This window comes from Pseudomonas paraversuta, from assembly GCF_904067025.1.
Classification (GTDB): Bacteria; Pseudomonadota; Gammaproteobacteria; order Pseudomonadales; family Pseudomonadaceae; genus Aquipseudomonas; species Aquipseudomonas paraversuta.
In genome coordinates this window covers 3,363,370-3,384,506 of the sequence record NZ_CAJFDA010000001.1, presented here as the reverse complement: position 1 = coordinate 3,384,506, position 21,137 = coordinate 3,363,370, and the positions used below count along the sequence as shown (strand labels likewise).

22 protein-coding genes are annotated in these 21,137 nt (G+C 57.8%); 10 read left to right on the top strand and 12 right to left on the bottom strand.

Annotated features, from left to right (window positions below; genetic code table 11):
* Positions 1-388: 388 nt before the first annotated feature.
* The 3 genes from JQ848_RS15345 to JQ848_RS15335 all read right to left on the bottom strand — a co-directional run bounded on the left by JQ848_RS15345 (position 389) and on the right by JQ848_RS15335 (position 3,096).
* Positions 389-880 (bottom strand): hypothetical protein, encoded by a 492-nt coding sequence (locus tag JQ848_RS15345; protein ID WP_202210914.1) that lies wholly within the window; start codon positions 878-880, stop codon positions 389-391.
* Positions 844-1,677 carry a winged helix-turn-helix domain-containing protein gene (locus JQ848_RS15340; protein WP_127196222.1) on the bottom strand — a complete coding sequence of 278 codons (834 nt, stop codon included), beginning with the start codon at positions 1,675-1,677 and terminating at the stop codon, positions 844-846. The genes JQ848_RS15345 and JQ848_RS15340 overlap by 37 nt, the downstream gene beginning before the upstream one ends.
* A gap of 150 nt (positions 1,678-1,827) precedes the next feature.
* Positions 1,828-3,096, bottom strand: a complete 1,269-nt coding sequence (locus tag JQ848_RS15335; protein WP_003441683.1) for a mechanosensitive ion channel family protein — start codon at positions 3,094-3,096, stop codon at positions 1,828-1,830.
* A 192-nt stretch (positions 3,097-3,288) separates the two neighbouring features.
* Here JQ848_RS15335 and JQ848_RS15330 point away from each other — a divergent pair, with 192 nt between their 5' ends.
* On the top strand, positions 3,289-4,635 hold the full coding sequence (locus tag JQ848_RS15330; protein WP_003441684.1) for a DEAD/DEAH box helicase: 1,347 nt from the start codon (positions 3,289-3,291) through the stop codon (positions 4,633-4,635).
* Between the two features lie 201 nt (positions 4,636-4,836).
* Positions 4,837-5,229, top strand: coding sequence for a hypothetical protein (locus tag JQ848_RS15325; protein WP_003441686.1), 393 nt, complete (start codon positions 4,837-4,839; stop codon positions 5,227-5,229).
* Between the two features lie 22 nt (positions 5,230-5,251).
* Here the strand turns inward: JQ848_RS15325 and JQ848_RS15320 are convergent, their stop codons facing one another.
* A complete protein-coding gene (locus JQ848_RS15320) occupies positions 5,252-5,974 on the bottom strand; it encodes a TorF family putative porin (protein ID WP_003441688.1) in 723 nt (240 codons plus the stop codon).
* A 189-nt stretch (positions 5,975-6,163) separates the two neighbouring features.
* Positions 6,164-6,343 carry a hypothetical protein gene (locus tag JQ848_RS15315; protein ID WP_003441690.1) on the bottom strand — a complete coding sequence of 60 codons (180 nt, stop codon included), beginning with the start codon at positions 6,341-6,343 and terminating at the stop codon, positions 6,164-6,166.
* Between the two features lie 356 nt (positions 6,344-6,699).
* Between JQ848_RS15315 and JQ848_RS15310 the strand changes: the two genes are divergently transcribed.
* From JQ848_RS15310 to JQ848_RS15300, 3 genes are all read left to right on the top strand, one after another.
* A complete protein-coding gene (locus tag JQ848_RS15310; RefSeq protein WP_003441692.1) occupies positions 6,700-7,536 on the top strand; it encodes a CvfB family protein in 837 nt (278 codons plus the stop codon).
* Between the two features lie 21 nt (positions 7,537-7,557).
* Positions 7,558-7,962, top strand: coding sequence for a DUF2177 family protein (locus JQ848_RS15305; RefSeq protein ID WP_003441694.1), 405 nt, complete (start codon positions 7,558-7,560; stop codon positions 7,960-7,962).
* A 69-nt stretch (positions 7,963-8,031) separates the two neighbouring features.
* Entirely contained in the window at positions 8,032-8,961 is a 930-nt protein-coding gene (locus JQ848_RS15300; RefSeq protein WP_003441696.1) for a DMT family transporter, read from the top strand.
* On the opposite strand, the gene JQ848_RS15295 is transcribed toward JQ848_RS15300, so the two are convergent.
* Positions 8,909-10,090 carry an MFS transporter gene (locus tag JQ848_RS15295; protein WP_202210913.1) on the bottom strand — a complete coding sequence of 394 codons (1,182 nt, stop codon included), beginning with the start codon at positions 10,088-10,090 and terminating at the stop codon, positions 8,909-8,911. The genes JQ848_RS15300 and JQ848_RS15295 overlap by 53 nt on opposite strands.
* A gap of 104 nt (positions 10,091-10,194) precedes the next feature.
* Between JQ848_RS15295 and ptrR the strand changes: the two genes are divergently transcribed.
* Positions 10,195-11,097, top strand: coding sequence for a putrescine utilization regulator PtrR (gene ptrR / locus JQ848_RS15290; protein WP_202210912.1), 903 nt, complete (start codon positions 10,195-10,197; stop codon positions 11,095-11,097).
* A 127-nt stretch (positions 11,098-11,224) separates the two neighbouring features.
* Complete coding sequence (locus tag JQ848_RS22845; RefSeq protein ID WP_003441703.1) at positions 11,225-11,350, top strand: PA1414 family protein; 126 nt, start codon at positions 11,225-11,227, stop codon at positions 11,348-11,350.
* Between the two features lie 122 nt (positions 11,351-11,472).
* Here the strand turns inward: JQ848_RS22845 and JQ848_RS15285 are convergent, their stop codons facing one another.
* From JQ848_RS15285 to speB, 4 genes are read right to left on the bottom strand one after another with little or no spacing between them, the layout of a single operon-like run.
* Entirely contained in the window at positions 11,473-12,852 is a 1,380-nt protein-coding gene (locus JQ848_RS15285; RefSeq protein WP_003441705.1) for a sodium:solute symporter family protein, read from the bottom strand.
* A gap of 36 nt (positions 12,853-12,888) precedes the next feature.
* Positions 12,889-14,400, bottom strand: a complete 1,512-nt coding sequence (locus JQ848_RS15280; protein ID WP_010656458.1) for a purine-cytosine permease family protein — start codon at positions 14,398-14,400, stop codon at positions 12,889-12,891.
* A gap of 21 nt (positions 14,401-14,421) precedes the next feature.
* A complete protein-coding gene (locus JQ848_RS15275) occupies positions 14,422-14,847 on the bottom strand; it encodes a YybH family protein (RefSeq protein WP_003441709.1) in 426 nt (141 codons plus the stop codon).
* A gap of 9 nt (positions 14,848-14,856) precedes the next feature.
* On the bottom strand, positions 14,857-15,807 hold the full coding sequence (gene speB / locus JQ848_RS15270) for an agmatinase (protein WP_003441711.1): 951 nt from the start codon (positions 15,805-15,807) through the stop codon (positions 14,857-14,859).
* Positions 15,808-16,089: 282 nt separating this feature from the next.
* On the opposite strand from speB, the gene JQ848_RS15265 reads away from it, so the two are divergent.
* Together JQ848_RS15265 and JQ848_RS15260 are read left to right on the top strand one after the other, a co-directional pair.
* Positions 16,090-16,983: a LysR family transcriptional regulator gene (locus JQ848_RS15265; protein ID WP_003441713.1), complete on the top strand. Its 894-nt coding sequence runs from the start codon at positions 16,090-16,092 to the stop codon at positions 16,981-16,983.
* 16 nt (positions 16,984-16,999) lie between these two features.
* Positions 17,000-17,608: a tRNA-uridine aminocarboxypropyltransferase gene (locus JQ848_RS15260; RefSeq protein WP_010656457.1), complete on the top strand. Its 609-nt coding sequence runs from the start codon at positions 17,000-17,002 to the stop codon at positions 17,606-17,608.
* A gap of 66 nt (positions 17,609-17,674) precedes the next feature.
* On the opposite strand, the gene JQ848_RS15255 is transcribed toward JQ848_RS15260, so the two are convergent.
* Together JQ848_RS15255 and JQ848_RS15250 are read right to left on the bottom strand one after the other, a co-directional pair.
* The gene (locus tag JQ848_RS15255; protein ID WP_048361057.1) at positions 17,675-18,040 is read right to left on the bottom strand and encodes a YbaN family protein; all 366 of its coding nucleotides are present in this window, start codon (positions 18,038-18,040) and stop codon (positions 17,675-17,677) included.
* 37 nt (positions 18,041-18,077) lie between these two features.
* The gene (locus JQ848_RS15250; protein ID WP_003441718.1) at positions 18,078-18,668 is read right to left on the bottom strand and encodes a UPF0149 family protein; all 591 of its coding nucleotides are present in this window, start codon (positions 18,666-18,668) and stop codon (positions 18,078-18,080) included.
* 272 nt (positions 18,669-18,940) lie between these two features.
* Here JQ848_RS15250 and recQ point away from each other — a divergent pair, with 272 nt between their 5' ends.
* Complete coding sequence (gene recQ, locus JQ848_RS15245) at positions 18,941-21,070, top strand: DNA helicase RecQ (RefSeq protein ID WP_003441720.1); 2,130 nt, start codon at positions 18,941-18,943, stop codon at positions 21,068-21,070.
* Positions 21,071-21,137: the final 67 nt, after the last annotated feature.

Below are 21,137 nucleotides of genomic sequence, written 5' to 3'. Positions count from 1 at the left end.
GAGCAACCGGTGTAAGTGCGGGCGTGTCATTCGATAAGCTCATGGGGCTGACTTAAGGGAAGCACGGTAGCGCAGGGGGGAAGGGGGGGCTTGTGCGCAGTCTTAATTAACCTTACGCAACCATAATGCGGGTCGATTTCCAGTCAGAAAACACAATGGTTCAATCGAGGGCGACTGAAGTTTGACGGGTTTGGTGCGGCCGCTTTGAGCGCGGGAAATGCCGGGTTTTTTGCAATTAACAATAGTGTGGTCGTCGGTGTGTACCCGGTTGTGCGTTTGTCTCTATCTTGTTCATCCCACCTTGGCGGGTAACCGCTCTACCTCAAAGGACTGGCAAAACACCCGCAGACCTGGCCCGGGTGTTTTGCGGCCGACACTTGCATGGCACCTACCGGGGTACATGGCATACGCCGGTCAGAAAATTGTTAATGTTGTAGTAGTACTCGTTATCGGAAAAATAATTGAACGTCATCAGGCCGCCATGCATTCCCCTGGACATGAAGGGTGTGTTCTTGCCAGCCGTGTCGTTATCGAAAGTCACCACATTGGTGGTTTCAAAGAGGAATCTCGAGGTGTCGAGTTTTTTAGTCGAAACTTCAAATTTCCGGTTGTAAATGTAGGTGATGTCATCCGGGCTTTTGATTTTGTAGTACACATAGATGGCATCTTCCTTGGGCGAAATGGTGATATCGCCTGCGCCGGACCATCTGCCAGTGCTGTACTCCACGTTGTTGAAATAAACAGAGGCGTAACACGGCGCTCTGGGAATGTCCTTGTAAATAATCCAGGCATGGCGCGCACTCAGGCAGCCAAAACCCAGCAGGGATAACAGGCCTGCACCGACTAGGGTTTTTTGCCAACGTTCTGGTAATTGGTGCATATGGCCTCTCCTTTACTTTCAGGCTTTTCGCAACTGATCACCAACTGTGACAATGGCTTTCTGATGTAATAACTGGTGCCTGAAAACAGCAGGCCGGGGTCAAAAGGTTTCATGTGTTCTGCAATGTCATCTCTGGATATTGTCTCGCTGGACTCGACATACAGCGTATGGCCGTTCTCGCTCCAGATGGCTTTCCAGCCTTCAAGTTCCGGAGGGCCGCTGAGCACTAGCCAGGCATAAACCACTGGCATCAACAGCCCGCCAAGCACGACGGCATAGCCCGCAATGATTCTGAAGAAGTTACGGGGTTGTGGAACGGGTGCCGGGATCACAAGAGTCTGAGCGTTTGAGGGCTCGGGCGCCTTCAGTAAAGTCGGTGCGCTTGATTGCGCGGGGTGTTGAACGGGGGTGTTTTCAGTAACGGGTTCGATCTGCACACTGTCGTCATGGGGTTCGCGTTGACTGCTCAGGGTGACAGAGCACAGCAGAAGCACCCCTCTTCTGGGCAGGGTTTTTATGGCGTGGCGGGGCAATCCGATGGCCGAGAAGTGCGTCCGTAATGTATGCAGGGTCTTGTAATAACTGCCATCCGAGACCACGAGACCGCGCTCGCCCCACACCCGGCTGATAAGTAATTCCTTATCTGATATGCCATCTATCAGTGCGAGCAAAAAGTCGCTTTCGTTACTGCCTAACTGTACGGTTTTTTCGTCCCTGGTGAGTTGCATCAACTCTGGATCATACAAGCAAGCAGGCTCCATCCCGCGTTGCGCTGATTCAGCGTCTGTTTGTTTCACCTGTTTTGTTCCTTGTGTCACTTAAGCCTGGCCGCGTGCACCTGGATTATGCCGGTTTAGCGTTGTGCACTTGAAGACGTCAGTGTTAATGACCGAGACACTATTCATTCTTTTTCAGGGAAGCGCGACTCCTGGAGTCGCGCCGGTTGATCAGGCTTCTTTGGTCAGGGCGGGCATCAGCCCGTTGCGCAGATCATTGCCGCTCGGTTGCTGATAGATGCTCAGGCCGAATTCGGGCATGACTGACAGCAGATAGTCAAAGATATCGCCCTGGATTTGTTCATAGTCGCTCCACACCGTCGTGCGGGTAAAGCAGTACACCTCCAGCGGTACGCCCTGGGCCGTGGGCTGCAACTGACGCACCATGCAGGTCATGTTTGGCTGGATTTCGGGATGGCTTTTGAGATAAGCCAGCGCATAGGCGCGGAAGGTCCCGATATTGGTCATGCGTCGACGGTTGGCTGACAGAGCGGCCACATTGCCCTGTGCTTCGTTCCAGCTTTTGAGTTCGGCCTGCTTGCGATGCAGGTAGTCGCTCAGCAGGCGTACCTGCTCCAGACGTTGTTCCTGTTCGTCAGTCAGAAAACCGATATTGCCGGCATCGATAAACAGACTTCGCTTGATTCGGCGTCCGCCGGACTGCTGCATGCCGCGCCAGTTCTTGAACGACTCGGACATCAGGCGCCAGGTTGGAATCGAGACGATAGTCTTGTCGAAGTTCTGCACTTTGACGGTGTGCAGGGTGATGTCGATCACGTCGCCATCGGCGCCGACCTGGGGCATTTCGATCCAGTCACCGACCCGCAGCAAGTCGTTGCTGGTCAATTGCACACTGGCCACGAAAGACAACAGGGTGTCCTTGTAGACCAGCAAGATGACCGCAGACATCGCGCCCAGGCCCGAAAGCAGCAGCATCGGCGAACGGTCGATCAGGGTTGCGACAATGATGATGGCGGAAAACACATACAGCAGCATTTTAGTCAGCTGGATGTAGCCCTTGATCGGGCGGGTCTTGGCGTAGTTGGTACGCGAATAGATATCGAGCAGGGCATCCAGCAGCGCGCTGATGACACGGGTCAGCACAAAGATGGTGATGGCCAGCGCCAGGTTGCCGAGGAAGTGGCGACCGGTTTCGCTCATCTCCGGTATCAGGTTGCGGCCGAACTGCACCATCAGCGAGGGCGTCAGTTGCGCCACGCGGTGGAACACCTTGTGCTGGCGCAGGTCGCTGATCCAGTGCAGGGCAGGCTGGCGGCCAAGGATCTTGGTGATGCGCAGAATAATGATGCGTGCAACGTGCCCGGCCAGCAGGGCGATACTAACCAGCACGATCAGGCCGAGGATGGTCGATACCCAGGGATGTTGGTCCAGGTTGGCGTAAAGATCCTGAATTTGGGTCCAGAGTGTTTGAGTTTCCATAAGTTAAAGCGTTACCCCAAGAAGAAATATCCCTGGGATTAGAGCACTTCAGAGCGATTTAAGGGCTCTCGTTGGACTAAAGACCCTAAAAAATCATTTGTTTCATGCCGTTTGTACAAAGAAACTCGGCCTTGGCGCTCGAAACGGTTAATCTATGCCGCTGATTTTTTGTATTTCTTCGAGGTAGCACCCGTGTTTTCCGATTTCGCCCTGCACGAACGCCTGCTTAAAGCTGTGGCCGAGCTTAAATTTGTCGAGCCTACGCCTGTGCAAGCAGCGGCTATCCCGCTCGCGCTCGAAGGGCGTGACCTGCGGGTTACAGCTCAAACCGGGAGTGGCAAAACCGCTGCTTTCGTTCTGCCGATCCTTAATCGCCTGATTGGTCCAGCGAAAATCCGCGTGAGCATCAAAGCGCTGATTTTGCTGCCGACCCGCGAGCTGGCACAGCAAACGCTGAAAGAAGTTGAGCGCTTTTCCCAGTTCACGTTCATCAAGTCCGGTCTGATAACCGGTGGTGAAGACTTCAAGGTGCAGGCTGCCATGCTGCGCAAGGTGCCGGACATCCTGATCGGTACTCCGGGTCGCCTGCTCGAGCAATTGAATGCCGGCAACCTCGACTTGAAAGAAGTTGAAGTGCTGGTACTCGACGAAGCCGACCGCATGCTCGACATGGGCTTCTCCGAAGACGTTCAGCGTCTGGTGGATGAGTGCCCGAACCGTCAGCAAACCATGCTGTTCTCGGCCACCACCGGTGGTTCCGGTCTGCGCGAGATGATTGGCAAGGTTCTGAACAATGCCGAGCATTTGCAGCTCAACCAGGTCAGCCAGCTGAACGCCACTACGCGTCAGCAAGTCATTACCGCTGATCACAACCAGCACAAAGAACAAATCGTTAACTGGCTGCTGGCCAACGAGACTTACCAAAAAGCCATTATCTTCACCAATACCCGTGCCATGGCTGACCGTATCTACGGTCGCCTGGTGGCTCAGGATTACAAGGCGTTCGTCTTGCACGGTGAGAAAGACCAGAAGGATCGCAAGCTGGCGATCGATCGCCTGAAGCAGGGCGGGGTCAAGATTCTGGTGGCCACCGATGTGGCGGCCCGTGGTCTGGACGTTGACGGCCTGGACATGGTGATCAACTTCGACATGCCACGCAGCGGCGACGAATACGTCCACCGTATTGGCCGTACCGGCCGTGCGGGCAATGATGGTCTGGCGATCTCGCTGATCTGCCACGGCGACTGGAACCTGATGTCCAGCGTTGAGCGTTACCTGAAGCAAAGCTTCGAGCGCCGCACCATCAAGGAAGTCAAAGGCACCTACGGCGGACCGAAAAACGTCAAGGCCTCGGGCAAAGCCGTTGGCGTGAAGAAGAAAAAGACCGACGCCAAAGGCGTCAAGAAGAAGACCGGAGCCAAGGCGCCGACCAAGCGTAAAATCGCTAACCGCCCCAAGACCGACGCCCTGTCGCTGGTCAGCAAGGACGGTATGGCACCGCTCAAGCGTCGCAAGCCAGAAGCCCCGGCCGCTGAATAAAGCCCAGGCGTAACCTCAAAAAAACCCGGCCCAGGCCGGGTTTTTTTGTGCTGGCAGGTGCAAGGTTTGCTCGCGATGGCATCTTTATGCTGTTTCGTCAGTGCCCGGTCACCGGTCGGCCATAAAGCTGAACGTCCACTCGCTGCGCCGGTCACTACAGATGAGGGCTCATTTCATCGAACCGTACGGAGCGAAAAGCTGATGACTACCTACAACTGGCCACTGATCGAACGTCTGCTGCATGAAGTGCAAAATAGCGCCGGTGAAAATTTTGCGCCGCGTGCCTATGCCGAACAACTCGCGGCTGCTCAAGCTGCCGCCGGGCAACCGATTGGCAATCTGGATGATCTGAAGATGCAAGCTGCCGATTATGAAGCCTTGCTGCTAAAGCGCGGCTTTATCGAAACGCGTCCGGAAGATGAGGGTGGCAATGGCGAGAACTTCATCCTGACCCCGCGAGGCGCCAGCCTGCTAAGCCTGATCGACAGCAGTATCCCGGGCAACAGCCATCCGCTGCAGGTACTGGACGAGCAAGAAGATGCGCTGGATCCGGACACCTTTGATGGCGTGGCAGCCAAGGTTCAAATTGCTTGATTCGGCGTTGTGCCAGCCAGTATCAGTAAAATGTCCGTTCGGCCTTGAACGTCAGCAACCCGTCGCACTGGCTGTTTTGCCCGGAGTATGCCGAGCATTCGCCGCCATCGAGACTAGAGTCGCTATAGATCAGGTTCAGGTCGATGCCCATCCAGGGGCGCGAGAACTTCACTGACCAGTCATTGAAGGCGTGGATACTGCTGCCATCGGCAATGGATACCGGTGTGCCCAGTTGGTGGGTGGTGTATTTCAAGCTGATGCCGATGCCAAAAGGCTGGTTGACGCCGAGGTCGGCAAACAGGGTGCTGTCCTTGCGGTCCGGATCGTTACTGAACGCTGCGCCAAAACGGGTGCCCAGAATCGTGAGGCCGGCAAAAATCTGCTGGCTGTCGAGCTCGTTGAGTTTGGGGTAGCTGTAGTGAATCATCCCCAGCTCGTAGCTCAGGGTCTGGTCGAAAGGATGTTTGTAGCCCAGGTAGGAATCAACTTCGAGGTTGCTGCCAGGCTTGATGCCCATGGTCGGTGCCCATTGCCCTGCATACCAGCCGCTGTCATGGCTCAGGTCCAGGCCGCCATGGAAGGTCGAGCCGGAGCTGGTGGGCTTGACCAGGCCCTGGGCCATGGTGCGACTTGGCTGGGTGGCCAGCTTGAGGTCAAAGTCGCCCAGCTCCCGGGAAAATACCTGTGCATTGGCCATGGTGCTGACCAGTAATGTGCCGGCCAGCAGTAACGCCTGTGTCAGCATGGTTCACTCCCTGATGGCTGGAAGGCTTGATCTAGAGGCTTTAGAGGATACGGATGAATGCCGGCGATTGATTGCCGTTCGTCTATTTTTGCTGGGGGTTCTGGATCAGGCGGCTGCAGCGGGGGTTGTTTCGATAGTCCTAGCGCTTTGGAAGGCAAAGCGCCTGAGGACCAGATGACGCGAGGGGTATTACTTTTTGCCGAGCGTGATTTGCTTGGACGGGCCAAAAGTCTGGCCGCTGACGCCTTTGTTGATTTGCTGAATCTCGCCGCCGGATTTCAAGAATGCTTCAATTTGCGCATTGATTGAATCACTGGTTTCAACAGCGGGAGCTGGCTTTGCTTTGCTGGCGGATGCTTTTACACGCATGGCGGCTATTGACCTGTAGAAAATAACTTGGCCAGCGATAGTACCTGAAATGCTTGACAATTGCTTGTTAAATATCTTCCTAAAATAATAAGCGGTGGTATTGATCAATCTGATTGAAGCTCTAATAGTTCCCTAACTCGCTGTTTTAATTCACTACATCAGGGTTTTAGAAACTGAGCGGGGCGCAGGGCGCGCGCGGGGCAGCCGCCTACAGGCTGACGAGTGGCACCCCCGCAGAGGAAAAAAAACCTGATAAATCATGCCTGTCACAGATTTTTTGCCTGCCGGGCCGCGGCGCTCCAATTCGCACACCTAAACTCGGGTAGAATGCCGCCCACGTAATGAGGGTATTGAACATGGCTTTAATCGGTCGCTACAACAGTTTGCAAGTGGTTAAACACACCAACTTTGGTTTGTATCTGGACGGCGGGGCGGACGGCGAAATCCTGTTGCCCAACCGTTATATTCCCAAAGATATTCCAAGTGAAGACGAAGACTGGCTCAACGTCTTTGTTTATTTGGACAGTGCTGACAAGTTAATTGCCACCACGGAAAAACCAAAAGTTCAGGTTGGCGAGTTTGCCAGTCTTAAAGTGGTTGAAGTTAACAGCATCGGTGTTTTCCTCGATTGGGGTCTGCCGAAAGATTTGCTGTTGCCGTATTCCGAAGAAAAACGCCAGATGACCGCTGGCGAATACGTCGTGGTACACGTCTACCTCGACAAGCACACGCGCCGTATCACTGCCACTGCGCGTCTGGACCGCTACCTGGACAAAACCCCGCCGAACTATCAGGTGGGGCAGGAAGTTGATCTGTTGGTGGCCGAAGCCACGGACATGGGCTTCAAAGCCGTGATCAACAACAAGCACTGGGGCTTGATCCACAAGAACGAAATCTTCAAGTTCATGCGGGCCGGCAAGCAAGAAAAAGGCTACATCAAGGAAATTCGGGCTGACGGCAAGATCAGCCTGAGCCTGCAGCCGGTCGGGCAAGAAGCTGCCAGCAGCCTTAACTCGAAGATCCTCAGCAAGTTGCGCGATAACAACGGTGTGTTGCCGGTCAGCGACAAGAGTGCACCGGAAGCGATCAGCAACCTGTTTGGCGTCAGCAAGGGCAACTTCAAAAAAGCCATTGGCGCGTTGTACAAGGAAGGCAAAATTGCGATTCACCCGGACCGCATCGAACTGATCTGATCCAGCACAAGGGGCCGCGACATGAGGAGAGTTGTATGGGCGTATGCCGGTGCGTTATTGGCTTTTCTGGTGCTCGACGGCCTTTGGCTGGGCGTGCTCATGAGCTCTACCTATAAGGAGCTTTTGGGCCCGCTGATGCTGGCGCAGCCGAAGTGGGGGCCTGCTGTTGCGTTCTACCTGCTGTACGTGGCGGGCCTGGTGTTCTTTGTCGTGCTGCCGGCCCTGGGCCGGGGCAGTGCGCTCAGGGCCGCGCTGAGCGGTGCCTTCTTCGGCCTGGTGGCTTATGGCACCTATGACATGAGCAACTGGGCGACCCTGCAGGGCTGGTCTGCGCAACTGGCCTTGATGGACATGGCATGGGGCGGGTTACTGACCTGTCTTGCTTCGCTGTCGGGTTATTGGGTGGCCCGCAAGCTGGCGACCTGAGCCTGGTCGGTAAAACCTGAACAATGAGTTTTTTGATCTTTCCCGGGCGTGGTTTTTTCAGGTGGTGCTATGAGTGTTACGCGGCGAGCAACGGATGCTTTCGCACTGCAAGTCATGTTGGGCCTGTGCCTAATCTGGGGTGTACAACAGGTCGTGATCAAAACGGCAGCACCTGACATCGCGCCCGTGATGCAGGCCGCGGCACGTTCCGGCATTGCGGCGCTGCTGGTGGGCCTGCTGATCTGCTGGAAGGGCGGGTGGGACCAGGTTCCATCCACCTGGCGCGGCGGATTACTGGCAGGCAGCCTGTTCGGGCTCGAGTTCTTCTTTATTGCCGAAGGCCTGCAACTGACCAGCGCCGCACATATGTCGGTGTTTCTCTATACCGCGCCCATCTTCACTGCGCTGGGAATTAACTGGTTATTGCCAAGCGAGCGTTTGCGGCCGCTGCAGTGGCTGGGTATTTTCCTCGCGTTTCTGGGCATCGCTTTTTCCTTTGCCGGCGGGATTTCATTTGCCGACATGGATCGCAACATGTTGCTGGGCGACGCCTACGGCATTTTGGCGGGCATGGCCTGGGGCGCGACCACGGTAGTGGTGCGTGGCTCCCGGTTATCCGAGGCGCCGGTCACGCTGACCCTGTTCTACCAGCTGATTGTCGGCTTTGTGGGGCTGCTGGTGATTGCCGCCGCCAGCGGACAGATCAGCCATGTCAGCCTTACCGGCGTGGCGGTGGCCAGCGTTCTGTTCCAGGGGCTGGTGGTGTCGTTCTTCAGCTACCTGGTGTGGTTCTGGCTGCTCAAGCGCTACATGGCCTCCAATCTGGCTGTGTTCTCGTTTATGACGCCCTTGTTCGGAGTCACGTTCGGGGTGCTGATTCTGGGCGAGCCCTTGAGCTTCAATTTCGTGGTGGGCGCAGTGCTGGTGCTGCTCGGCATCACCTTTGTCAGCGCGGAGCAGTGGATGCGTCGCAGGCTGCGGGCACTGCTGGGACACTGACCGAGCGCCAGGCCAGCATTGCGGCCAGCATCAGTCCGCTGGCAGCGATGAGTAGCGCCGGGTGCAGGGTTCCACTGAAATGGCTGCTGAGCGCGGCCAGCAATGGCCCGGCTAGTTGTCCCACGGCAAAGCAGGCCGTCAGCAAGGCTGCATTACGCTGCGTTGCGTGAGGGGCGAGCTCCCTGGAGCGTTGCATGACCAGCGGCATGCAGGCTAAAAACGGCGTCCCGCACAGGATTACCCCCAGCGCCAGGCCGGTACTGCTCGGCAGCAGGCACGCCAGCACCCCCAGTGCTTGTATCCATAGCCCGCCCATCAACCAGTAGCCCGTGGTACCGGGTGTGGGGCGGCGCAAACTGATCAGCACGACACCAATGGCTGCGCACAATCCGAAGGCGGGCCAGAACAAGTCTGCTTGCCATTGCCCGTGAAATTGGGCACTGGCCATCTGTGACAGGAATGTCGCCGGGATGATATAGCCCAGGCCATACAGCCCATAAATCGCTCCCAGGCGGCCAATCCCGGGCTGGCGGGTGTCTGGCTGCGAGATGTGCGTTGCAGCCGGCAGGGTGGCCGGTTGCGGCAGTATCGGCAGGATCGCCAGCACCATGATCAGTGCCGCAGCGGCGTAAATCAGCCAGAGCGTGGCCGAATTTTGTCCCCAAAGATTTGCAACCAGAGCCAGCAAGCCTGTGAGCAGGACGCCCACCCCGGGGCCAGCAAAGACCAGTGCCCCCAGGCGTGGGCGAATGGCGGTCACGGCCAGGTGCTGGCTGAGGGATGTGATCATCACCATGACCCAGGCGCTGGCAATCCCTGTGCCGAAGCGCAACAGCAGATGCGGCCAGAAGCCCTGGGCCAGGACTGAAATCAGGGTCAGCACTACGCACAGCCATAGCCCGGCATGCAGGCGGCCTTGCACCTGGTCCGGACGTTTGGCGCGGATGGCGTCCAGTGCCCCGAGCAAATACCCCAGATAGTTGGCGGCCGCGATCAGGCCGGCGCCGGTCAGGTCAATCTGGCCCTCGCTGATCAGGTGCGGCAGTTGTGGGGTCAGAGAAAAGCGGCCAATACCCATGGCCATGATGAGCGCGATAAAGCTGGCGAGCAGGCGAATGAAGGGCGACATGCAGCTGTTTCCTCAAGAGAAGGCATTGACCGTCAGGCTAGAGGAGATTGACTTTCCTTAAAAATGAATAATAGTGACCTACTTGTTCTGTTTTGGAGAATGGCGTGGAGTTCAGTCAATTACGGATTTTTCAGGCCGTGGCCGAAGAAGGTTCCATCACCCGTGCGGCTGAGCGTCTGCACCGTGTGCCCTCCAATCTGTCGACGCGACTCAAGCAACTGGAAGAGCAGATGGGGGTCGAATTGTTTATGCGCGAGCGCCAGCGCCTGCAGTTGTCCCCGGCGGGCAAGGTGCTGCTCGATTACGCTGCGCGCCTGTTTGCCTTGCACGATGAAGCCTTGAGTGCGGTACAGGGCGGGGTGCCCTGCGGCAAATTTACCCTGGGGACGATGTACAGCACGGCGGCAACTCATTTGCCGCGCATGCTGGCGCATTATCACCGTACCTACCCGGCAGTGAACCTGCACGTGCAGTCGGCTCCCAGTGGCGAATTGCTGGAAGGGTTATTGACCGGGCGCCTGGATGCAGCGCTGGTGGACGGCCCGCTGGAGCTGGCCGGGCTGGACGGTATCGAATTTTGCGATGAGAGTCTGGTGTTGATCAGCGATCTGGATCATCCGCCTGTTACCCGGGCCCGGGATGTACAGGGGCGCGAAGTCTTTACCTTTCGCCAGGGTTGTTCTTATCGGGCCCGGCTTGAGGCCTGGTACGCAAGCGACCGTGCGGCCATGGGGCGAGTGATGGAAATCGAATCCTATCAGGGGATGTTGGCGTGCGTAGTGGCGGGCTCGGGAGTGGCCTTGATGCCGGCATCGATGCTGGCCAGCTTGCCGGGGCATGAAAATGTCGGCGTACACCCCTTGAAACAACCTTTTGCCAGTACCACAACATGGTTGATGTGGCGAAAAGGCATGACCGGCGCCAACCTGAATGCGTGGATCGCGCTGCAACAGGCACAGAGGCCGCCGAACGATGTTATTTCGACGAAGTTAAAGGGGTCGGCTTAAATCAGAAATGTGCTCGATTAGCCTAAAGTTCATGGGTCTTAAGCAAGCATCTTGTAGGAGTTAGGACTATTATCTGTATGAAGCGACAACAGAATTCCAGTCGCCAGAGTGACCCCAAGGGGGATATATGAAAGACAAACTGCAAACATGGCTTCATGACGTCGGTGTTGCGCTGGGTCTGATCGAGCCGCCACTGCAACCCGTACCGATCCCTGTCGAGGATCCGCGTCGCCGGCCACAGCGTCGTCGCTAAGGCTGCGATTACGCGTTTGCGCAGGCGTTCATGCGTTGTACTGATCCTTGGCTGCAAGGCGGCCAGGGTGCTGTTGCGAAAAAAGGGGTACGACCCGCGTACCCCCTTCAATAAAACCTCAATCAGATAGCGCTGGCCAATGTGGCAGGGCGTCTATCCAGCAGGCTTACCAGCACAAAGCTGACCAGGGCTACAGCCAGACTGTAGTAAATTGGCGTGTTGGCTTCCAGACCATCCTTGAACATAAACACCAGTGCGGTGACAAAACCCAGGCTCATGCTGGAGATTGCCCCGGCAGTGGTGGCGCGTTTCCAGAAAATTGCCCCGATCAATGGCACCAGCATGCCGCCAACCAGCAGGTTGTAGGCAAGGGTCAGGGCGCTGATCACATCGTTTACCACCAGGGCGATGGCCAGCACCGCAAACCCGGTCAACAGAGTGAACAGACGATTGATGTTGAGGCTCGATTGCTTGCCACCGCGCAGCTTGGGCAGCAGGTCCTCGGTCAGTACGGTCGAGGCGGCCAGCAGGCCCGCGCTGGCGGTCGACATCATGGCCGCCAGTGCCGCTGCAATCACCAGTCCGCGAATGCCGTCCGGCAGCGAAACCTTAACGATGGCCGCGAAAGCGTTGTTGACGTTGTCCAGGTCCGGGATCAGTACATGGGCGGCCATGCCGATCAGGGCGCAAGTCAGGCCGTAAAGGATGCAATAGAAGCCCGCGAACGTACCGGCATACTTGGCCACCTTGGCGGTTTTGGCGGTAAAAACCCGTTGCCAGATGTCCTGGCCGATCAGGATGCCGAAAAAGTAAATCATGAAGTAAGTGATGATCGTGTCCCAGCCGATGCTGGTAAAGCTGAAGTTCGAGGCAGGCAATTTGCTCACCAGTTCATCCCAGCCGCCGACACGGTACAGGCAGATCGGTAGCAGGACGAACATCAGGCCGACGGTCTTGATCACAAATTGCACGATATCGGTCAGGGTCAACGACCACATGCCGCCAATGGTGGAGTACACCACCACCACGCCACCGCCCAGCAGCACTGAAATCCAGAACGGCAGGTCGAACAGCACTTCAAGAACGGTGCCTATGGCCAGAATCGAGGTCACACCAATCATGAGCGCGTAGGCCAGCATGATCACTGCGCTGGCCTGGCGGGCCATGGGGTTGTAACGCTTTTCCAGCACCTGGGTCACGGTGAAGATTTTCAGCTTGAGCAGCGGCTTGGCCAGGAACAGGTTGAGCGCGATGATCCCGCAGCCCAGTGCGGCGCACAGCCAGAAACCGGAAATGCCGTGTACATAGCCCAGGCGCACGGTGCCGACGGTGGAGGCACCGCCGAGTACGGTTGCAGCCATGGTGCCCATATACAGGGTCGGGCCCAGGTTACGGCCGGCCACCAGGTAATCTTCGTGGGTTTTTGCCTTGCGCATGCCGTAGTAACCCAGCACCAGCATTGCTGCTGCGTAGATCAGGACGACCAGTAGATCTAAAGCCATGATGGCGAGTCTCCAATTATTTTTTTTATGGGGCGGTCAGGCGGTTTGAGGTAATGCGGTGTTAACGGCTGCGGTCTTGGGCTTGCTGCGTGGGTCGAGGGGGCCGAACACTGAAGCCGGCTCCGGGAACAGGCTGAGCAGGGCCAGATACACCAGCGACGCAAGTCCCAGGGTGACCGGCAGGCTGATATCAATGCCTTCGGCAAGATTGCCCAGCGGCCCCACGAACTGGCCCGGCAGGTTGACGAAGCACAAGCCCACCAGCGCACTGGGAATCCAGGCACCCAGACCGCGCCAGTTCCAGCCGCGGGTGAACCAGTAGCGGCCGCCGCTTTCGCCACGGGTGAACACTTGCAAGTCATCCGGGCAATAGAAACCGCGACGTTTGATCAGGCCAATGATCATGATCACCATCCACGGGGTGGTACAGGTGATGATGAGGACGGCGAAGGTCGAGACGCTTTGCACCAGATTTGCCGCGAAACGTCCGATAAAGATGAAGGCGATCGACATGACCCCTATCAGCAATGTCGCCTTTACCCGTGACAACACGCGTGGGAACACGCTGGACAGGTCCAGGCCGGTGCCATACAGCGAAGTAGTCCCGGTGGACATGCCGCCGATCAGCGCAATCAGGCACACCGGCAGGAAAAACCAGCTCGGGGAAACGGCCAGCAGGCCGCCGACATAGTTGTTGGCCGCGATATAGTCCGGTGCTTTGCTCGCCACTATGGTTGCAGTGGCCAGGCCGAACAGAAACGGGATCAGGGTTGCAATCTGAGCGGCAATCACCGCCAGCATGATCCGGCGTTTGGGGGTGGCGCGGGGGATGTAGCGCGACCAGTCGCCGAGGAATGCGCCAAAGGAAATCGGATTGCTCATTGCCACCAGCGCAGCGCCGATAAAGGCCGCCCAGAACCCGGTCTGACCGAGTGCGACGCTGCCGGCGAACTGGCTGTCGAATGCCGGGGCAAAAGCGAAGATCCCCAGCAGGAACAACAGGCTGGCGGCCCACACTGCAATGCGGTTGACCCACAACATGAAGCGGAAGCCGTAGATGCAAACCGTCAGCACCAGAATCGCGAACACGCCGTAGGCCAGGCCCAGGCTGAGGTCGGTTTCCGGAACCCCGATCATGCGCTTGGCGCCGCCGATCAACGCATCGCCGGAGCTCCAGACTGACAATGAGAAGAAGGCGATGGCGGTCAGCAGCGACAGGAACGAGCCGACAATCCGCCCGTGCACACCGAAATGCGCACCGGAAGACACGGCGTTGCTGGTGCCATTGAGCGGGCCGAACAAGCCCATGGGGGCCAGAATCAGCGAGCCCAGCAACACGCCGAGCACAATCGCCCAGGCCCCGGCCTGAAACGACAAGCCGAACAGTACGGGAAAACTGCCCAGTACGGCGGTGGCAAAGGTGTTGGCGCCGCCGAAGATCAGGCGAAACAAATCGCCGGGTCTGGCGCTGCGTTCATGGTCCGGAATCTGCTCGACGCCGTGGGTTTCTATTTGACGCACATTATTTTGCTTGTTTTTATTATTCATGATCAGCTCCGGTCACATTGGCTAAGGGGGCGGCAGCCCTTCCGGCATAGCGGATAAATGTTCGTGACAGGCCAGCCACAGGCCTTGTTGTTCTTGTGTGCGGGATCCTTGCCTCTTGAAGACAATGGTCTCGCGTTCCTGGCTAAAAAATTGCTCCCCTTGCATGCGCAGCTCGGTGGCCACGTCATGCACAAAGACCGCCACGTCACCTTGCAGGCTGACAAAGGCATTGCTCGAGATGCATGAAAGCACCTCGAATCCTTCCTCCAGGCGCCAGCTGTCCCACAACGCCTGATAGGCATCGCGACTCAGAAGTGGTTGGGCCAGGGTATAAAAAACGAAGCTGGCATCGGCGCTGAACGCGCCGAAATAGGCTTCGCGATCATTGCGCGCAAAAGCCGAAACCAGGTCGGCTGCGGCACGCAAAACCTCATCGCGTTGGCTCATGGTCAACCCTCAGCGGTGCACGACGCCGGGCATTACGCAGAGCATTTCGTAGAGCAGGTTAGCCCCCAGCAATGAGGTGTTACCGGTTGTATCGTAAGGCGGCGAGACTTCTACCAGATCTCCGCCCACCAGGTCGAGACCCTGGCAACCACGAATGATCTCCATCGCCTGAATGGTGGTCAGGCCGCCGATTTCCGGGGTGCCGGTGCCGGGTGCCCAGGCAGGATCGATACCGTCGATGTCAAAGCTCAGGTACACCGGACCGTTGCCGACTTTTTCGCGGACTTCGGCCATCAGTGGTGCCAGGGATTTGTGCCAGCACTCTTCGGCCTGTACCACACGAAAGCCCTGGGTGCGGCACCAGTTGAAGTCTTCTGCGGTGTAACCCTGGGCGCGCAGACCGATCTGCACCACACGGTCACAGTCCAGCAGGCCTTCTTCCACGGCGCGGCGGAAGGTGGTGCCGTGGGCGATTTTCTCGCCGAACATGTGGTCGTTAACATCGGCGTGGGCATCGATGTGGACCAGTCCGACCTTGCCGTGCTTTTTATGAATCGCCCGCAGAATGGGCAGGGTGATGGTGTGATCTCCGCCCATGGTCAGCGGGATGACGTCGTGTTCAAGAATCTCGTCGTAGGCTTCTTCGATGATGCGCACCGAATCCAGCAGATTGAAGGTGTTGATTGCCACGTCACCGATATCGGCCACCGATAGCGAGTCGAACGGTGCGGCGCCGGTGGCCATGTTGTAAGGGCGGATCATCACCGATTCGGCACGGATTTCGCGAGGTCCGAAACGGGTGCCGGGGCGCAGCGAGGTACCGATGTCCAGGGGGACGCCGATAAATGCGACGTCCAGGCCTTTGGCCGATTGCAGGTGGGGCAGGCGCAACATGGTGGCTATGCCGCCAAAGCGCGGCATGTCGTTGCCGCCCAATGGTTGATGAAGAATTTTGTCCACGGCAGAGGCCTCGTTGTTTGTTATGGGTATGGCGAGGGATTCTGCGAAAGGAGGCAGGCGGGAAGAATCCCTATGGGCAAATACTTAGTTCATGTTTTTCTAAACTAATGCCGGGGCTCGGGGTAGAATTTGCTTCGTCAAACATGGGGGACTGATGTGGGAGCCGGCTTGCCGGCGATGCAGACAACCGGTTTTTAGAGGTGTGAGGTAATGCTGTCGCCGGCAAGCCGGTTGTTGCAGGTTGAGTGCGATTTTTGTTCCGCCTAATCATGTGAGTTTTTCATGGCCAACGCTTTACCTGATCTAAAACTATTGCGAATCTTTACCAGCGTGGTCAGACACCAGGGGTTTGCCAATGCCCAGCAGGCACTCAACCTGTCTACCTCGGCCATCAGTACCTACATGAGCCAGCTCGAATCCAATCTGGGGCTGGTGCTGTGTCATCGCGGCCGCGGCGGGTTCAGCCTCACCAGCAAGGGCGAGTTGTTCCATCAGGAAACATTGCGCCTGCTGGGCGAGCTGGAGGGGTTTGAGCAATATGCCGCAGCGCTCAAGGGTGAGTTGCGCGGCACCCTGAATCTGGGGGTGATCGACTCCACGGTCAGCGATAAAGCGCTGCCTTTTGCCCAGGCCATTGGCGACTACAGCCAGGAGCACCCGGCGGTGCACCTGCACCTGTCAGTGATGAGCCCGTATGAATTACAGCTCGGGGTACAGGACAACCGCCTGGATCTGGCCATCGGGGCGTTCTCGACGCGCATGAGCGGTCTGGTCTATCAGCCGTTGTATCGCGAGCAGCACTGGCTGTATTGCAGCACGCGGCATCCTTTGTTCGCTGAGCGACGTATTCCTGAGCCGGTCATTACTCAGCAACGCATGGTCGGTCGCGGTTACTGGAGTCAGGCCGAGTTGGCGCGCCACGGCTTCAAGCACAGCGCGGCGACAGTCGACAGCATGGAAGCGCAGCTGATTCTGGTGTTGTCGGGCGCCTATATCGGCTATTTGCCGGAACACTACGCCGAGCCCTGGGTGGAGAAGGGGGATTTGCGTGTGTTGTTGCCGGCGACCTTTGGTTATCAGGCTCCGTTTTCGATGATCGTGCGCCGTGGTCGCAGCCGCGAGCCGTTGATTCAAACATTCCGCGACCTGCTCAAAGCGCAGCTTAATCAACCCTGAACGAGATTTTATTGTCATGTCCCGAGCCCAATGCCCTCGCTGCTTGCGCCCGCAAACCCATTGCCTGTGCGCCTTGATCCCGCAGCTGGACAGCCGTACCCGGGTGCTGCTGTTACAGCATCCGAGCGAGGTCGGCCATGCGCTCAATACGGCGCGCTTGGCGGATCTTGGTCTGCTTAACGCTGAGCTGCGGGTAGGGGAGGTCTTTGAGGATCTGGCCACTTTGCTCAATCCTCCGGGATATCAGGCGCGGTTGTTGTTCCCGGGAGAAGATGCGCAACTGATCGGCACTGCCAGGCCGTCTGATGCAAGCCTGCCATGGCTGCTGGTGGTTCCGGACGGTACGTGGCGCAAGGCGCGCAAGCTGCTGCATCTGAACCCGTTGCTGGCGCAACTGCCCAGGGTCACGCTGCCTGAAGGCGCGGTATCGCGCTACCGATTGCGCAAGGCTCCCGGGCCGGGGGCGTTGTCGACCCTGGAAGCGATAGTGCAGGCGCTGGAGATCCTGGAGGCGCCGACCTCGTTTGCGCCTTTATTGCGCCCGTTTGAAGCGCTGATTGAGGGCCAGATCGAGGCGATGGGCGCGGACACCTATCAGCGTAACCATGGCGATAAAACCGTATAAAAACCGTAGGCGCGATCTGTTCTGTCAAAACGGCAATAGCTCGCTCCTACAGGTGTTGGATGTGCATCAGGGTTTTTCGAGGGTTTTCTGGCGCAGGATGTAAATGCTCACCAGCACGGCACTGGTCAGCATAAAGCCCCGGGCCCAGGGTAAAGGCACCAGATAGCAGGACAAGCCAATACTCAGCCACATCAGGCCAATGGCGTAGACCTTGCCCTTGAGTGGGATGCCGTTGCCATCAAGATAGTCGCGGATCCATGGCCCGAGCCGTGGGTGCTCGACCAGCCATTGATAAAAGCGCGGCGAACTGCGGGCGAAACAGGCAGCAGCCAACAGCAGGAAGGGGGTGGTGGGTAATACCGGCAGGAAGATACCGATAACCCCCAGCGCTACGCTCAGCCAGCCGATGGCAAACAGTGCGTAGCGCAGCAACCGCGAACGGTTGCCGACAGGGGGCTGAATCACTGAATCAGTGGTGGCGAGGCTTGAGGATCGCCGGTTTTTCGTCTGGTGCATTGCACAGCAGGTACAAAGCAGTCAGCGCTTCGGGAATCTGCACGATCATGTCGTCCATCAGGTTGGCATCCTGGGCGATGTCTGCAAACTCCGGCTGATCATCGAACAGGCCGGAACCCACCATGATTGGCAGCAGCATTTCGCTGACTTCTTCTTCGGCGGTTTCGAACCAGGCCGCTTCACGGGTAAACACGCCTTCCATAAAGCCGATGCACCAGCCGCGCAGGTCGGAATCATCAGGCTCGTCGCCCAGATCCAGATCGCAAGGCAGTTCGAATTCTTCGTCGGAAGCCAGCTGGCGCGCGATGTGGGCCTTGAGTTGAATCAGGGTGGCTTCGATCTCGGCACGCTGGGCGTCGTCTTTGTAGTGCGGCGCTTCTTCAGAGAAGATGGCGTCAATCCATTCGCGCTCAGGTACTGCTTCGGAGCAGATGGAAAGGGCTGTCAGAAAACCGTGGGTGGCCACGTAGTCCAGCGCCTCGTCATGCAGCTCGTCGGCGTCGAGGAAGACTTGCAGGCGGGTTAGTTGCTCAGCGAAGGACATTGAAGGACTACCTAGAAAATAAACAATAACGAATTCTAGGCTTTCTTGAGCGTACAGGCCAGTCGCAGGGCACATTTGGCCTCACTTCCCGGTGATCGGTAGTGCAATCACAGCGCCCTGCGGGGGGGAGTGCTCGGGTATACTGCCGCGTTTTGTGATGCCCTGCAGTGAATGCAGCGGATCCCGCGCCCTGCGCCCGAGCTGTCGAATCAGCTTGAGGCCGCGCCGGATGCCGCTTGTGCAGGGGTGTTTCGGCGATTTCTGGAGTTTTTATGCTCGAACAGGCTCAACGCGTACTCAAGGACATCTTCGGCTACGACAGTTTCCGTGGCCGTCAGGGTGACATTATTGAGCGCGTGGCCAGTGGTGGCGACGCTTTGGTGCTGATGCCTACCGGCGGCGGCAAATCCTTGTGTTTCCAGGTTCCGGCGCTCCTGCGCGATGGCCTGGCGGTGGTGGTGTCGCCATTGATCGCATTGATGGACGATCAGGTGGCAACCCTTGAAGAGCTCGGGGTGGCGGCAGCGGCCTTGAACTCGACGCTGAATGCCGAGCAACAGCGTGACCTGGCGAACCGGATCAAGCGCGGTGAAATAAAAATGCTCTACCTGGCACCTGAACGCCTGGTACAGCCGCGCATGATGGCGTTTTTGCAGAGCCTGGACATCGCCCTGTTTGCCATCGACGAAGCGCATTGCGTGTCCCAGTGGGGCCACGACTTCCGTCCCGAATACCTGCAGCTGGGCCAACTGGCCGAAGTGTTTCCCAATGTGCCGCGGATTGCCCTGACTGCCACGGCGGACAAGCGCACCCGCGAAGAAATCGTTACCCGTCTGCACTTGCAGAACGCCGAGCGGTTTTTGTCGAGTTTCGACCGCCCCAACATTTTTTACCGCATCGTGCCTAAAGAGCAGCCGCGCAAGCAGTTGCTGGCCTTCCTTTCCGAACGCCGCAGCGATGCGGGCATCGTCTATTGCCTGTCGCGCAAAAAAGTCGATGAAGTGGCGCAGTTCCTGTGTGATCAGGGTTTCCCGGCACTGCCGTATCACGCCGGCCTGCCCAGCGAGACGCGTGCGGCCAACCAGAAGCGCTTTCTCAATGAGGAGGGGCTGATCATGGTGGCGACCATTGCGTTCGGTATGGGGATCGACAAATCCAACGTGCGCTTTGTCGCGCATCTGGATTTGCCCAAGTCCCTTGAGGCGTATTACCAGGAAACCGGCCGGGCCGGGCGCGATGGCTTGCCTGCCGACGCCTGGATGGCCTACGGCCTGCAAGACGTGGTGATGCTCAAGCAAATGCTGCAAAACTCCGAGGGAGATGAGCGGCACAAGCGTCTGGAGCATCACAAGCTCGATGCCATGCTGTCTTTGTGTGAAGAAACCCGCTGCCGCCGGCAGACCTTGCTCGCCTATTTCGACGAAGACATGCCGCAACCCTGTGGGCACTGCGACAACTGTGTGGATGGCGTGCAAACCTGGGATGCCACCGAGCCTGCGCGCCAGGCGCTGTCGGCGATTTATCGCACGGGTCAGCGCTATGGCACAGGTCATTTGATCGATGTGTTGCTGGGCCGCGAAAACGAAAAAATCCGCAGCATGGGTCATCAGCATTTGTCGGTATTCGGTGTCGGCAAAGCCCGTGCTGAAGGCGAGTGGCGCACACTGTTCCGGCAATTGGTGGCCCGTGGTCTGGCCGATATTGATATCGAAGGCTACGGCGGTTTGCGATTAAGCGACAGCTGCCGGCCGTTGTTGCGTGGCGAAGTGACTTTGGAACTGCGCCGCGAGCTCAAGCCGCAAACCACGGTCAAGAGTAGTTCCGCCAGCCCGGCCAGCCAACTGGTGCGTGGCGAAGAGCGCGAGCAGTGGGAGGCCCTGCGGGCCTTGCGGCGCAAACTGGCCGAAGAGCACGGGGTGCCGCCTTACGTCATCTTCCCCGACTCGACCCTGCTGGAAATGTTGCGCAGCCAGCCCACCTCGTTGTCCGAGATGGCAGCAGTCAGCGGCGTAGGTGCACGCAAGCTGGAGCGCTACGGCGAGGCCTTCCTCGAGGTTCTGGGCGGGCAGGCCGAAACCCCGAAAGTGGTGGCCGACATCCGTCACGAGCTGATCAGCCTGGCCCGCGCCGGCATGACGCCATTGCAGATTTCCGGGCAGCTGCAATGTTCTGAAAAGAACGTTTATACGATGCTGGCTGAAGCAATCGGCCGTCAGGAATTGTCCCTTGAGCAGGCTTTGGACTTGCCCGAGGAGCTGATGGGCGAAGTGCAGGACGCGTTCCTGGATGGTGAGGGCGAGCTGCCAAGTGTGGCCAGCATTGCCGAGCAGTTCAAAGGCCGGGTACCTGAAGGCGTGCTGTATTGCGTGCGTGCGGCACTGCAGGCCGAGTTCGAAATGTAGTGCTGGTTATTGATATGTAACGAATTGATTGACTTATAGGTCTTGCCTATGTGCAAGCTCCATGCTT

What these genes read in the sequence shown, in the direction of transcription:
- JQ848_RS15345 (WP_202210914.1), bottom strand. Translation starts at nt 880, where the DNA reads ATGCACCAATTACCAGAACGTTGGCAAAAAACCCTAGTCGGTGCAGGC.
- JQ848_RS15335 (WP_003441683.1), bottom strand. Translation starts at nt 3,096, where the DNA reads ATGGAAACTCAAACACTCTGGACCCAAATTCAGGATCTTTACGCCAAC.
- JQ848_RS15325 (WP_003441686.1), top strand. Translation starts at nt 4,837, where the DNA reads ATGACTACCTACAACTGGCCACTGATCGAACGTCTGCTGCATGAAGTG.
- JQ848_RS15320 (WP_003441688.1), bottom strand. Translation starts at nt 5,974, where the DNA reads ATGCTGACACAGGCGTTACTGCTGGCCGGCACATTACTGGTCAGCACC.
- JQ848_RS15315 (WP_003441690.1), bottom strand. Translation starts at nt 6,343, where the DNA reads ATGCGTGTAAAAGCATCCGCCAGCAAAGCAAAGCCAGCTCCCGCTGTT.
- JQ848_RS15310 (WP_003441692.1), top strand. Translation starts at nt 6,700, where the DNA reads ATGGCTTTAATCGGTCGCTACAACAGTTTGCAAGTGGTTAAACACACC.
- JQ848_RS15305 (WP_003441694.1), top strand. Translation starts at nt 7,558, where the DNA reads ATGAGGAGAGTTGTATGGGCGTATGCCGGTGCGTTATTGGCTTTTCTG.
- JQ848_RS15300 (WP_003441696.1), top strand. Translation starts at nt 8,032, where the DNA reads ATGAGTGTTACGCGGCGAGCAACGGATGCTTTCGCACTGCAAGTCATG.
- JQ848_RS15295 (WP_202210913.1), bottom strand. Translation starts at nt 10,090, where the DNA reads ATGTCGCCCTTCATTCGCCTGCTCGCCAGCTTTATCGCGCTCATCATG.
- JQ848_RS22845 (WP_003441703.1), top strand. Translation starts at nt 11,225, where the DNA reads ATGAAAGACAAACTGCAAACATGGCTTCATGACGTCGGTGTTGCGCTG.
- JQ848_RS15285 (WP_003441705.1), bottom strand. Translation starts at nt 12,852, where the DNA reads ATGGCTTTAGATCTACTGGTCGTCCTGATCTACGCAGCAGCAATGCTG.
- JQ848_RS15280 (WP_010656458.1), bottom strand. Translation starts at nt 14,400, where the DNA reads ATGAATAATAAAAACAAGCAAAATAATGTGCGTCAAATAGAAACCCAC.
- JQ848_RS15275 (WP_003441709.1), bottom strand. Translation starts at nt 14,847, where the DNA reads ATGAGCCAACGCGATGAGGTTTTGCGTGCCGCAGCCGACCTGGTTTCG.
- JQ848_RS15265 (WP_003441713.1), top strand. Translation starts at nt 16,090, where the DNA reads ATGGCCAACGCTTTACCTGATCTAAAACTATTGCGAATCTTTACCAGC.
- JQ848_RS15260 (WP_010656457.1), top strand. Translation starts at nt 17,000, where the DNA reads ATGTCCCGAGCCCAATGCCCTCGCTGCTTGCGCCCGCAAACCCATTGC.
- JQ848_RS15250 (WP_003441718.1), bottom strand. Translation starts at nt 18,668, where the DNA reads ATGTCCTTCGCTGAGCAACTAACCCGCCTGCAAGTCTTCCTCGACGCC.
- recQ (WP_003441720.1), top strand. Translation starts at nt 18,941, where the DNA reads ATGCTCGAACAGGCTCAACGCGTACTCAAGGACATCTTCGGCTACGAC.